A 14,219-nucleotide genomic window follows, 5' to 3' on the forward strand; every position below is an offset into this window, starting at 1 on the left:
CCTTTTCTATCTATTATTTGCAAAAAACGAAAACAGGGCAAAGTAAACGTAAAGACAAAAAATCCCTCCAGCTAGACTATCTCCAGCATGAAGGGATTTTTGAATCGTCTTTATTTAAACAAATTAATCGTGGTAATAATGATCGGCATCGCGAACACATCAATCAGGAAGGCACCTACGATCGGAACGACCAAGTATGCTTTTCGCGACGGACCAAATCGTCCAGTTACTGCCGCCATATTCGCCATTGCGTTTGGTGTAGCGCCCAGACCATGCCCTGTAAAGCCCGCGACCATTACTGCAGCGTCGTAGTTTTTGCCAAGCAAACGGAACAGGACAAAAATACCAAACAATACAATGAAGACAACTTGTACAAACACAATTACGAGCATTGGAAGCGCTAGATCTGCAACTTCCCACAGCTTGATGCTCATCAGTGCCATGGACAGGAAGATTCCGAGCGTCACATCACTGATCAAGTTGATGCTCTTCATGTCGATTGCCTTTGGATTGAGCTTGTCTACGATGTTACGGACAATCACCGCTACAAACATTGCCCCCACATAACCTGGCAGAACAAATCCGGTTGCGGTCGAGAACAGCTCTCCCAAATACGTTCCCAATGCCATACAGAATGTAATCAACAGCACTTGGATGAAGAAGGTATTCGACGTAATCGGTTGTACTTTTTCTTCAACTGTTTCTACTACTGTTTCGGTTTCCGTCGGCTTCAGATCGTATTTTGTAATCAAATATTTCACAGTCGGTCCGCCGACCAAGCCCCCAGCTACGAGACCAAAGGTAGCTGCCGCGATCCCAATCGCCAGCGCAGATTGAATGCCCATGTCCTCAAGCGTTTGTCCAAAAGCGCCAGCCGCCCCATGTCCACCTTCCATGGAAACCGCTCCAGCCATCATCCCGATCAATGGATGAATGCCGAACACCGAGGCCAAGGAAACGCCAATTACGTTTTGCGCCAAAGCCAAGAATCCACATGCCAGCCAGTAAATAACGAGTAGCTTACCACCTAGCTTGATCAGCTTAAAGCTCGCTCCCAAGCCAACCGTCGTGAAAAAAGTGAGCATGAACAAGCTTTGCAACGAAGTATCCAATGTAATTTGTAAAATTCCGGTCGCTTTCAAAGCGGTTGCAATGACTGCGAACAACAAGCCCCCAACCACTGGTGCCGGGATACAAAACTTTTGCAAGAAACTAGCCTTTTTTACGAGGAATGTACCTAATACGAGAAGTGCTACTGCGAGAAAAATCGTCGTTACTTGATTAAGTGCTAACGTCATAGTTGTCTCCCCTTAGTTCTCTAGTAGTAATCCCATGATGGCTTCATTCGTCAAGTAAGCACCTAACTTTACTGTTCTTCCGTTTTCATCTAAAACCGGATTCACTTCACAAATATCAAAAGAAAGCGTTTTCTTATGAGCGGTAACGGTACGGATCAAAGTGCGGACAACCATTGGTGTTAAGCCAAAAGGAGATGGAGCACTTACCCCCGGTGCAAAAGCTGCGTTTAAAACATCTGTACACAGCGTCAGCATGACATGATCATGTTTTTCGATAAATTCGCTTACAGATAAAGTAATTTCATCCATTCGTGCGTCTGTCATCTCTTCTTCATACACGTATCGGACACTGAGCTCGTCCGCTTTATCAAACAGCTCCTGCGTATTTCCGAAACGCTGAATCCCCAACACGAGGTAGCTGCTCTTTTTATCATGCTCTAGTATTTGCCGAAACATCGTACCAGAAGAAGGTTGAACTTCATAGGAGCGCAAATCGAAATGAGCGTCGATATTGATGATTCCCAGAGAAGCCTCTTTTCCAATATGGTTTCGGACACCTACGTAATGTCCATACAAGGTCTCATGGCCGCCGCCTAAAATAATCGGTGTCATGGATTTGGAAAAGATAGTAGAGACGGCGTTCCCCAATACTTCCTGGGCAGCCTCTAGCTCTTCGTTTTGACAAGTAACATTCCCCACATCCACAATCCGTTTCCCTTCCTCCACTTTCCAAGGAAGGCTTGCAAGCGCTTGCCGAATTGCGTTTGGAGCAATGGCTGCACCTAATCGTCCTTGGTTGCGCCTGACTCCCTCTTCACATTCAAACCCGATGATGGCGACGGTGCGATCCTTGGCAGCTAGCAATGTATCCAAGTCCGTTATTTCCACAATCTGATGGTAACGAAAACTGCTTCTTCTCTCCGTATGGTCAGTCCGGCCGGTCCACAAATCTGCTGATACACTCTTTGGCAAGCTATTCATCCTTTCTGAACCTTTTGTTTATTGATTATATAATGACAAACTTATTATTTCTAATATATAATTTATATAAATTGATAGCTTAAAGCTATAAATAAGGGTAGGCGATCCATTTGGACATCAAACATTTGCACTATTTTGTGACAGTTTGCGATCAACTGAGCTACTCCAAAGCCGCACAAAAACTGCATATTTCGCAGCCTTCCTTAAGTAACGCGATTAAAAATCTAGAGCAAGAAGTCGGCTCTCCACTGCTCGAGAGAAACACGAGAAAAATGGAATTAACGGACGCTGGTAAAATTTTGTACCAGAAATCGTTGCTGCTTCTTTCCCAAATGAACATGCTGAAAAAAGAAATGGACGAAGTAAAGCTGACCGGCAGCGGAGATCTCATCATCGGCATTATTGAGTCTGTGAAGCATTGGATTCCGAAAGTCATTCGCGAATATCAGGGGCGGTTTCCCTCTATTAACATCAAACTGATCGAAGTACTGAGTGGGAAAGCCGTGAAGGAATCACTGCGGAAGTATCATACGCATTTACTCATTACTAACCAATTCATCGATGAAGAGGATATCGAATCATTTCCTCTGTATGATGAGCGCTTAATGCTGGTGCTGCACAAGGATCATCCTCTGGCTGAAAAGGATTCTGTTCGATTGAACGACTTGGCGAGTGAGCCTTTTATCATTAGCACAGAGGGATTCCAGACGAGGGAGGATATTTTAACGGCCTTTGCACTTGAACAAGTGAACCCGCAAATCAAGTTTGAGATAGAACGTTTTGAAACCGCGTTAACGTTAGTGAGGGAGAATCTCGGAGTTACGATCATTCCTGAGAACTATTTATCGGGATCAACAGATGCTTCGCTTGTTCGGAAAACGATTGAATCACCTGCGTTGGATCGGACGGTTTATTTGGCATATATGAAAAATCGTTATTTAGCGCCGGCTGTGCAGGCTTTTTTGGAGGAGGTCCGGGGGAAGTTTACATCCCATTTCTAATCTGGTGAGAAACGGAATTGTGAGGATTACGAAAATGGCTCACCCATTTTATCGGTAGCAGATTTCACAATCCTCTCATCTTTATATATAATTAGGAAAGTCTTGCAAATATGCTGAAGCAGGTGATCCTTTGGTTCAAATAGGCGATGCTCCCTCTACCTTTATCGTGTTCCTCCCGCTCTTACTCTTCTTATTTTTGAACATAATTAACATTGTCATTAGCATCTGGGCATACCGTGATGCGAGAAGACGAGGAAATAGCAAGGAATTCTCCATCATCGTACTTGTTGCTTTATTGTTTTTTCCGATTATTGGGTTGATTATTTATTTGGTGATTCGGAAAGATAAGTTTTAAAAAGTGAGGAATTCTATTTTCCTTGCTTTTTTATTTTCTCGGAAAATCAGGTTTATATAAAAAAAGCAGTCGAACAGGGGTATCCTTCCTGCTCAACTGCTTTAGCGGGTAAATTTATGGTAACGGTATGATTAGTCTCTCGTCACATTGAGGATCAGATCGTTATCAAATCCACCGATTGTGATGTCAGAATAGCATTTGATCATTTCTGTTAGCATTATCTTTGCTTCTAATCTAGATAGTGGTGCGCCCAGGCATAAGTGGCACCCTTTCCCAAAGGATAAATGCTTATTACTGTTAGGTCGATGGATATCAAACTGATCTCCCTGTGCAAAGGTATTTTCATCACGATTGGCAGAACCGAGCCATGCCATGACGATTTCGCCTTTTTTCATCAGACTTCCGAACATATCCGTATCTTCTTGAACCTTGCGCATCAAAACCTGTGCGGGCGGACGGAAGCGCAATACTTCCTCGATCGCTTGATCTACCAGTTCCGGATTCTCTCTTAATTCACGATATACACCTGGTCGATCTAGTAAAAAGCAGTAGAAAACACTGAACAAGAGCGTACTTGTCGTTACATTTCCAGCAAGCAGCAAGCTGATTGCAATATCGATAATCTCTCGGTCAGATAGTTGTTGCCCTTTATATTCTGTTTGCGTTAAATCGGAAAGAAAATCTTTTGCTGGGTTCTCTCTTTTTTCTTGAATGATCGGAGAGAGATAAACGGCCATTTCCTTCATGATTTCTTCCTTCTTGAGGTTAACATCCGCATACGTTTCGCGGGTCCCGGAGGTGATGAGAACATCGGACCATTGTTTGAACAACATCCAATCACTGGACGGTACACCGAGCAAATCGGCAATGACAATCACCGGCATCGGAGCTGCGAGATCCCCTAAAATTTTGATGCTTTGCTTTTCTTTTACTTCCTCCAATAACTGACGTGAAATTTCTTGAATACGCGGCTCCCATTCCTGGAGCGTTCTTGTGGAAAAGGCCTTTGTATAAAGAGCTCTCCTTTTTCCGTGATCAGGCGGGTCCATCTCTGTGATCCCCTTTTCTTTCAATGCGAGGGAGCCAGCGATTCGTTTGCCTGTATCGCTTGAAAAGAGGTGATAATCGGTCAACACACGTTCTACATCCGGATACAGAAATACGTTCCATACCTGTTGCTTTTCATCGTAATGTACCGGGCTGTTTTTTCTCATTTCGGCATACCAGCCGTACGGTTCAAACTGTTGTTGCAGATTCTCGGCACCTGATATTTCATTCGGGAATACTATTTTATTCATTTCTTTCACTCCTTATCGAAATGGGTAGGTAGTTGTTGCAAGCTGCTACTCTCGGAATGACTTAATTTCCTCTAACATGGTATCAAGGAGTTTTTCCATTAACCCGACGTCTGTGTTCGATTCAAAGAAGGAAATATTGAGGGTCATGCAATCTTGATACGTGCTCGCTCCAAGCATCAATCCTGGTGCGTAATAGGCTGGGGAGACTATATATGCCTCTGAGACTTTCACATCATCAAATGTTATCTGACTCGTACTAATCATACCAAAATTTGATAATATTGGTGTACTATTTCCATCCTCAACAATTTGCTTTCTTACATCCTGTATGATCTTCAATGTGTGTTGGAACTCTAAATTCTCCACGAAGGCAAAAGTGGTTACCGCATCATGCAGAATTTCTTTATTATCGCGTTGATTCTTCATAAATTCGGCCACTTCTGTAACCTTATCTCCAAATGTCCCAGTTGCTTGGTTCATGGAGGCGTGAACCACGCCAGACAGGTTGTAAATGGCGTCTGCCTTGCCAGTGGGCAAGAATTTTCTTACATTAACAGTCACCATGACTTTGATTTGCTCAGCCGGAACATTCTTCATATTTTGATATAAAGCTCGCATGTAGGCAGCCAATAACACATCATTTACCGTGAATCCTTTTTGTTTAAATCCTTGCGCCAGCTCCATCCACTCTTCGCGCGGTATTCTGCGAATGGCGTGTCTCCTTTTCACTGGTTCTCCAGGGGTAAAAGGAAGTGTTGGTCCCTGCGGCTCTGGAGCTTGCGGCATCTCGCTATTTGGGATACCCATTTCCTTGAACAAACGATTCTGATCCCTGCCCTCAGGGTTTGACTTGGGAACGTAGTGAGGGTTTTTGGCAAGCTCACTATAGATCGAAGCTAACAAGTGAACATACTCTATCAACCCTGCACCATCACTGCATAGATGATTCAATTTGATGCATAGGATATCTGTGGTCGAGGTCCGCAGAATACGAACTTTGACCATCGCATCAGCATCGATGTCGATTGGGCTCGACAGCCAATCATGTATGCCTTGCTCTTCGGAATCGGAATCACCAAGAAGTTGCAAGGAACACCAACCGCTTGACGCCAAATCACTACGTCGCTCCCAATATGGGCGGACTGGATCTTTGATAAAGCGGCAACCAATGATAGGTTCAGCAATGGTGCTTACCTCCATCGCTTGAAGCAATCGCTGTTGATTCACATGCCCGTCCATCTCCAGCACCATTTGAAGTTGGCAATCGGAAAGATAGCTGACCATGTAATTAAACCTGTCACTTCCGTTAGCAGGCAGTCGTTGTGGTATTGCCATGTTCTGATTTACCTCACTGGCATTCATTTCCTACACACTCCTTTTTATCAGCAAATCCAAGGGCTTCTACCGAATGGAAATCTTGTATTCCTCTAACCACATATTTATTTGAACAAGGTATTCGATCAGCTTCGTTGATTGAGCGAGATTCATAGGTGCTTTTCCATCCAGTACAAATTGGATCACAGACTTGTTAATCAATGGTAATAGAGGCGAATTCGGATTCGCTAGAATTTGTTTCATATGGTCCAAAATCGCGTTGTAATACTCTGGATGATAGGTCATGGGGTATGCGCTTTTGTTACGGTACAATACTTCATGCGGCAAATATCCTTTGAACGCTCTGCGGAGCAAGCCTTTTTCGATTTGATCAATATTTTTTACTTTCCATGGAACATTCCATAAATATTCAACCAGACGGTAATCACAATACGGAACACGTACTTCAAACCCCGTATACATGCTCATTCGATCCTTGCGATCCAATAGCAACGGAAGAAAACGCGTGATAAAGAGGTACGACATTTTGCGCTGTTGAGCTTCCAAAGCTGTCTCCCCTTCCAAAGGGTGTACCTCCGCAATCCCTTCTTCATACCGCCTGCGAAGATATTCTTGTGGGCGAATCTTTTCGATGGCTTCTTCATTTAAAAATGAACTCCATCCGTCATGCTCCATCCATGGGAATTTGCCTGAATTCAAAAACTTCTCCTTCTGAAACCAAGGATACCCGTTAAACACTTCATCTGCCGATTCACCTGATAGCGAGACGGTCGCTTTTTTCTTCATTTCACGGCAGAACAAATAGAGCGAGGTATCCGTCTCTCCTAATCCCGGGAGATCCCGCGCTCTCAACGGCATATGAAAATGAGTAATCAGATCTTGCGAGTTGAAGGCAATTTCTTGATGCCTCGTTTGTACATGCTCTGAGACTGATTTCGCCCATGGCGCATCCAAGCTAAGGTGCAGCAAGCCTTCTTCAAAATGCTGATCATTGTCAACAAAATCAACCGAATAGGTTTGCAACGACTTCCCTTTTTTTCGAAGCTCTTCAGCGGCCAACGCTACCAAGCCACTGGAGTCCAAACCACCAGACAGCATACTAACCAAAGGCAGGTCAGAGATTAACTGACGTTGAACCGTGTCTTGTAACAGAGCGCGTATCCTTTCTGTCGTGGTATCCATATCGTCAGTATGCACCTTGCTCTCCAGTTTCCAGTACTGGCTTGTCCTGATTTGATCCTTCGTGACTGTTACACAATGTCCAGCTCGAACCTCGTTTATATTACGGAAAATTCCAAATCCTGGCGTTCTCGCCGGGCCGAGTCCGATAATATCTGCTAATCCATCCGCTTCTACCTCAGGTTTCACTTTTGGATGGGCAAGCAAGGCCTTCAGTTCGGAGCCGAACATGAACGAGCTCCCTCGTTGACAATAAAATAATGGTTTTACACCTAAGTGGTCACGTGCTAAAAACAATCGATGATTTTTTTCGTCCCAAATGGCGAATGCAAAAATTCCATTGAGATGACGGACACAATCCTCTCTCCATTCCAAAAAAGCGTGCAGTAATACTTCCGTGTCAGAATTGGTTTGAAAGGAGTGCCCGAGTATCTCTAACTGGCGGCGCAGTTCCAAATAATTATAGATTTCGCCATTAAACGATAAGACGCATGTCTGCTCTCCTTCTCGGTAGATCATTGGCTGCTTGCCGCCTTCTGGGTCGATCACGATCAGACGACGATGCGCAATAGCTGCCCGAGGAGATAACCAATATCCCTCTTCGTCTGGCCCGCGATGTTGGATCGCTTGCGCCATTTTGTGCAAAATAGCATGCTGGGATGACAAATCGTCATCCCAATCAAGCCATCCCACAATTCCACACATAGTAACCTCTCCTCTTGTTCACAAATTTAGTGTTGGGGATGATACTTTATAACCTGGACCAACTCGCTTACCTTTTGCTCAGGACTCGCTACTAATCCTTCCAAAAGAGTATTCAAGTTCTGCAACATCCTGCTAATCTCCGTAGCGTTGAAGAAGCGTCGATAGTAGTTGATATGCAGGACTAGCACTTGTTCATAGAAAAGAATTTCCACACGTAATGGATGCTCCGTCTGCGCGATAGAATCATAGATGGTAGCGCCGAGGACATCATTAAAACCTCGAAATACAGAAGAAAAATCAGGAAGCTGTTCGCTTACCAGATAACTGTCAAACAAAAGACGATCTCGTGGGATATCGCACCACTCGTATATTTTTTTCAGCGGCGTGTACTCGTACTGACTCGTCTCTACTACTTTGGACTGCATGTTTTGGAGCCAAGACAGGAACCTCATGTTTTGCTCGATGTTCACTCGAATGGGCAGAATATTGAAGAAAAGCCCGACAGAATGTTCGACCTCCATCATCGCTATGCTGCGGCCGGAGAAGATTGTCCCAAAAACAACGTCTTCCTTTCCGCTGTAATGATGGAGCAGCAATGCCCACGCCCCTTGTACCAATGTATATGGCGTCAGATGATACTTCTTGGACAAGGATAACAACGCCGCGGAGACTTCTGGCGATACGATAAACCTTTCCTGAGAATAGGGAGGATCTTCGGCAGAAATATTCTCCCCGCTCGCTTGCGCTAATTCAGGAGTGGAGCTGGTCATTCCTTCAAGATTTTTCTTCCAAAACGACTCGGCATCCGTTAAGTCCTGCTGTTTTTGTAGTGCAACATAATCCCGATACGGATATACAGGCGAAATATCAATCGCCTTCCCTTGGGAAAACGCTTGATAATATTCGAATAGTCTTTTAACGATTAACGTATAGCTCCAGCCATCCTGCAACATCAGGTTGAAGACATAAATAAAGTAGTAGACATCATCTCCTACTTGAAGCAGAGCAAGATGTGCATGTGGTGCTTGGCCCATCTCAAATCCTTGTTTTCTAAGCTTTTGAATATAAGATTGCAATTGTTCATCTTGTTTAGCTTCAGGAATGTCACGCCAATCTTCCTGTTTGATGTGGATATCCACTTTCTCATGCACGATCTGCATCGGTTCATCCAGCTCTTCCCAAATAAAGGATGTTCGCAATGCAGGGAAATGTTGGATGAGATGCTGCCATGCTTGCTCAAAAGCAGCTACATGGAAAGGCCCCCCCTCTATGCGAAAAGCATGATGAACCACATTCAAGCCAGGCTCTGGATGATGCTTGTATCGATAAAGCATATTCTCTTGCATGATCGTAAGCGGATAAACATCCTCCATGTATGGGTTGTCTGCTTTTATCCTATCCAACTGATGCTGTTCAAGAGTTGGTAGCTCAACTGCTGTTGCTGCTCGTTTTGCATTTTTGGTAGAAGCCGCACCTGTAACCTCTGCCAGTTCAGCTATGGTCTGGAATTGGAAAATTTGCTGTGGAGTCAATTCCAGACCGAATTGTTTTGCTCTGGCAACCACTCGGATAGTATGAATGGAGTCGCCGCCCAAGCCGAAGAAGTTATTATGTATACCAACCTTATCCAAGCCCAATATTTCAGCCCAGATATCGGCTAGAATCTTTTCCGTCTCCGTCGTTGGTGGTACAAAATCCCCCTCCATCTCTGGCACTTCAATAAGCGGCGCAGGAAGCGCTTTGCGATCCAATTTTCCATTCATGTTCACTGGCATTTCCTTGATAAACTCAAAAATAGACGGAACCATGTAATCTGGCAGCTTATCTCGTAAATAACTGCGCAGCTCTGGAATGAACTGACGAGCAACTCTGTCTGTCAAAGGATCGTTCGCATACGTTTCGATCGGCTGGTATCTTTTCGTTGGACGGTGCCACGCGGTGACCACTTTGTTACGCTTTCTTTTTTCTAGTAAATGTTCAGGTCTGAGCACAGCCTCATAGCTGCCATCCTCTCTATCACCAACCCAAGCAATATCCACGCTGTATCGAAGCTCAGCACCCAACTTCCAAAGCTCCTCAGGGTCTATTCCAGTGCCTGGATGACTCTGTTCTGTTCTCAGTTCTTCCACGGTTTTGAGAATATCACTGTCAGCAAGCAAAGACTGGTAGTGATTCGCCCTGTCCAACCGCAAATTAGGGATATTCGTAAGACCCAAGATTTGCGGTTTATACTTGGTCATGATTTGACGAAGTCCATCAATATTTTGGAGCCCCTCCTCATGCCAATCCAGCCATGAAAAGTCCTCAATCGGCTGCACTTTTTTGCCGAGATGCAGAACCACATCATAGCGGTATCGAGTTAATTCATTATGATGACTCCCACGCTTCAGCTTGATTTCTACATGGCTGATTGAATGCAGCTGCTCTTGCAGCGCATAGAAAAAGGCAGGATCAATGACCAGCTCCTGCTCTTGTCTCATTCGCTTCTGCACCCGGCGCATCAATTGATCCGTGGTCAACGTCTCCGGTGACTTTTCCATCTCAACCTCAGTGAGGAAGGTTTGCAGTAAAGAAAGATTGCGAACATCACCGACAAAGATTGCTCCGTTGTCACTCAGGGAGTGCATGGCCTTTTTCAGCACATCCAACAAATAGTTCGCATCCGGAAAATACTGCACAACAGAGTTGAGCACAATCACATCGAACTGTTGTCCTTCTAGTCCACTAAAATCATCCGCATAGCTCTTACGCAGTGTTACATTGGATAAATCCTCTCGTTGGTTGATCAGTTTCGCAGTAATATAATCCAACGCCATCGTCGAAAAATCTGTTCCCCAATATTGTTCACAATGAGGCGCTATCCGGGATAATAACAGCCCTGTACCGCACCCGATTTCGAGTACCTTTTTCGGTTGCAAGGCAAGGATACGGTCAACCGTCGAATTGACCCATTCACGCATTTCTACCGCTAAAAGAGGCTGACCCGTATAACTGCTGTTCCAGCTGGTAATGTTGAAATCGGCTTCATATTGATTCTCGTCATCATAGGCTTTATCAAAGACATCCTGCCATTCTGATACTTGTTCCGCAGGGAGTGCTTCTTCTGTTGCCGTTTTCAGTTTTTCCTTGGACTGTGAATCTGGCACGATATAAGATACCAATTGCTTATGCCCTGGTCTCTGCTCGGATTCATGAACGATCACAGCCGCTTTTTGTACATTTGGATGTTCATCTAATACCGCTTCAATCTCACCCAGCTCGATACGGAACCCTCTTAATTTGACCATAAAATCAATTCGGCCCAGATACTCGATCGTTCCATCAGGCATGTAACGTGCTAAGTCACCTGTCTTATAGAGACGTGCTCCCTCTTTTTTGCTGAACGGATCAGGGATGAATTTCTCTTCTGTCAGCTCAGGTCGGTTATAGTATCCGCGAGCCAGTTGTACACCACCGATGTGTAACTCGCCAGCAACACCGACAGGAACAGGATTCAGGTGCTCGTCTAACAGATAGATTTGGGTGTTGGCCACAGGGCGTCCAATCGGCACGGATCTAAGCTTGCTTCCTTTTTGGCATGCCCAGTAAGTGACATCAATCGCCGCTTCTGTAGGACCATAGAGGTTGTGCAATTCCGCGTTGAGACACTCGAAAAAGCGCTCCTGCGTTGAATACGATAGGGCTTCACCACTGCAAATGACTCGCCGCAGCGTATCGCAGCCGCTAATTTCCGTCTCCTCCAGGAAAACTTGGAGCATCGAAGGAACAAAGTGCATGGTGGTGATTTTCTCTTTTTTGATCAGACGTGCCAGATAGGTCGTATCTTTATGACCTTCTGGACGAGCTACAACCATGCAGGCGCCCGTCATTAGCGGCCAGAAAAATTCCCATACCGATACATCAAAGCTGAAAGGCGTCTTTTGCATCACCCGATCTGTTTCGTTCAATTGATACTGTTCCTGCATCCATATAAGTCGATTGACGATACCGCGATGAGCATTCATCGCACCTTTTGGCTTACCAGTAGAGCCTGAGGTGTAAATCATGTACGCCAAATTGTCGCTGTTGACCCCGCTTGCCGGTGCCACGCGGCTCTCCATGCCGATTGTCTCCCAATCTGAATCGAGGCAAATCACTTCTCCTCCGTATTCAGGGAGAGTGTTCTTCAGTTCTTCCGCAGTCAATAGGAAAGAAGGATTCGCATCTGTGATCATAAAGGCAACCCGATCTTGCGGATAGCTTGGGTCCAGGGGAACGTAAGCCCCGCCTGCTTTGAGGATACCTAACAGCCCAACGACCATCTCAAATGAGCGCTCCATATAAATGCCCACAAGCGTTTCCGCTCTTACTCCCAGTTTCCGGAGATGATTAGCCAGTTGATTCGCCCGTTGATCCAATTCACTGTATGAGAGTTGCTCTTCTTCAAAAATAACAGCTGGCGCATCTGGTGTTTCGGCAGCCTGAGCTTCGATAATCTCATGAAGGCACATATCTTGCTGTCGGTAGTACGTCTTCGTATCGTTCCATTCAACCAACAGCTTATGCTTTTCATCAGCGGTCAAAATCGGCAGATCTGAAATCGGCTGGTTCGGATTGGCGACAATACCAGCCAGGACGATTAGAAAGCTTTCTAACATTCGACTAATTGTCGATTCATTAAAAATATCGGAGTTGAACTCAACGTCCAGATCAAGGATATCTCCTTTTTCTACAACCTGAATCCAGAGATCAAACTTGGATGTATGGTTACGGAATTCTTCAAATTTGACCAAGGAAAAGCCCAATTCAGCCGTGTCCGTTTTTTTCGGCATAGGAAAGTTCTGCAACACAAAGCAGACTTCGAACAGTGGGTTTTGACTCATATTACGCTCAGGCTGCAATTCATCCACCAATCGTTCAAAGGGCACGTCTTGATGCCTGTATGCGCTGTTCGCCGTTTCTCTAACACGAGACAACAGCTCTCTAAAGCTTTGATTGCCAGACAGATTGGTTTTGAGAACCAACGTATTTACAAAAAAGCCGACCAAATTCTCAATTTCCACTCTGTTACGGTTCGCTACGGGCACTCCGACCCGGATATCATTTTGCCCGCTGTAACGGTGCAGCAATATCTTTAGGGCGGTGATCATGACCATATACAGCGTGGCATTTTCTTGCTCGCTCAGCGCTTTCATAGCATGAGAAAGTGAAGCGGGAATTTGTAGTTTTAAGCTCCCTCCTTGAAACGATTGGATGGGAGGCCTTGTACGGTCTACAGGTAGCTCTAACACACTGCTTTCTTTTCCAAGGGTTTCTCTCCAGTAAGAAAGCTGTTTCTCAAGCACTTCTCCTTGAAGCCACTCCCGCTGCCAGATGGAAAAATCAGCGTATTGGATCGGAAGCTCAGGCAATGGTGAAGGCTTGTCCGCGAGATAGGCCTGATAAAGCAGAACCATTTCTCTGAAGAAAACCCCGACTGACCATCCGTCGATGATGATATGGTGAACGTTCAAAAGTAGAGCATGCAAATCCTCGCCGAGTTTGAATAAAGTAACACGCAAAAGCGGCCCCTTTGACAGATCGAAAACATGCATGCTTTCCTCTTTAGCTAGTCGGCGAAACTCATCTTCCCTCTCCTCCTCGGGATGTCCAGTAAGATCGACAATGGGAAAAGGAATTTGCCATGCAGGAGCGATAACCTGATACGGCTCTCCATTTGCGACTTGAAAGGTGGTTCGCAAGGCTTCATGGCGTTTCACGACCTCATGTATGCACTGCTCCATGATGTTTGTGCGAAGCTCACCCGACAGATGAAAGGCGGCAACCACATTATAGGCTGGACTGTTTGGTACCAACTGGTCTAAAAACCATAATCTCTGCTGGGCAAAAGAGAGGGGCACGAAGCCCTCTCTTGAACGCCGCGCAATCCCAGCCTTTTTCGTCTCCAGCTTTGAGCCTTTCAGCTTCTCAAGCAATGCCAGTTTCTTGTCGGAAAGCTTCGATCTGCTCTCAGCAAGTATCTCATCTCTCGCTTTAGCTGATTCCTTATTATTGATCATTGGATTGCTCCTTCCCTATAGATGAATTC

At 45.2% G+C, this 14,219-nt stretch carries 8 protein-coding genes; 2 read left to right on the forward strand and 6 right to left on the reverse strand.

The window, feature by feature from the left end; genetic code table 11:
* Window positions 1–110: 110 nt before the first annotated feature.
* Window positions 111–1,298, reverse strand: a complete 1,188-nt coding sequence (gene gltS, locus C7R93_RS18295; protein WP_106840158.1) for a sodium/glutamate symporter — start codon at window positions 1,296–1,298, stop codon at window positions 111–113.
* Window positions 1,299–1,310: 12 nt separating this feature from the next.
* Window positions 1,311–2,279, reverse strand: coding sequence for a formimidoylglutamase (hutG, locus tag C7R93_RS18300; RefSeq protein ID WP_106840159.1), 969 nt, complete (start codon window positions 2,277–2,279; stop codon window positions 1,311–1,313).
* Window positions 2,280–2,389: 110 nt separating this feature from the next.
* Here hutG and C7R93_RS18305 point away from each other — a divergent pair, with 110 nt between their 5' ends.
* Both C7R93_RS18305 and C7R93_RS18310 read left to right on the forward strand, forming a co-directional pair.
* Window positions 2,390–3,280 carry a LysR family transcriptional regulator gene (locus tag C7R93_RS18305; RefSeq protein ID WP_106840160.1) on the forward strand — a complete coding sequence of 297 codons (891 nt, stop codon included), beginning with the start codon at window positions 2,390–2,392 and terminating at the stop codon, window positions 3,278–3,280.
* Between the two features lie 130 nt (window positions 3,281–3,410).
* On the forward strand, window positions 3,411–3,635 hold the full coding sequence (locus tag C7R93_RS18310) for a PLDc N-terminal domain-containing protein (protein WP_106840161.1): 225 nt from the start codon (window positions 3,411–3,413) through the stop codon (window positions 3,633–3,635).
* A gap of 131 nt (window positions 3,636–3,766) precedes the next feature.
* On the opposite strand, the gene C7R93_RS18315 is transcribed toward C7R93_RS18310, so the two are convergent.
* Genes C7R93_RS18315 through C7R93_RS18330 form a run of 4 tightly spaced genes read right to left on the reverse strand, consistent with a single transcriptional unit; the run spans window position 3,767 to window position 14,190 of the window.
* A complete protein-coding gene (locus C7R93_RS18315; protein WP_106840162.1) occupies window positions 3,767–4,933 on the reverse strand; it encodes a cytochrome P450 in 1,167 nt (388 codons plus the stop codon).
* Between the two features lie 45 nt (window positions 4,934–4,978).
* Complete coding sequence (locus tag C7R93_RS18320) at window positions 4,979–6,295, reverse strand: hypothetical protein (RefSeq protein WP_106840163.1); 1,317 nt, start codon at window positions 6,293–6,295, stop codon at window positions 4,979–4,981.
* 39 nt (window positions 6,296–6,334) lie between these two features.
* A complete protein-coding gene (gene asnB, locus C7R93_RS18325; RefSeq protein ID WP_106840164.1) occupies window positions 6,335–8,152 on the reverse strand; it encodes an asparagine synthase (glutamine-hydrolyzing) in 1,818 nt (605 codons plus the stop codon).
* A gap of 26 nt (window positions 8,153–8,178) precedes the next feature.
* Entirely contained in the window at window positions 8,179–14,190 is a 6,012-nt protein-coding gene (locus tag C7R93_RS18330) for a non-ribosomal peptide synthetase (protein ID WP_106840165.1), read from the reverse strand.
* Between the last annotated feature and the right edge of the window lie 29 nt (window positions 14,191–14,219).

This window comes from Brevibacillus fortis, from assembly GCF_003013395.1.
In the GTDB taxonomy this organism is placed as follows: Bacteria; Bacillota; Bacilli; order Brevibacillales; family Brevibacillaceae; genus Brevibacillus; species Brevibacillus fortis.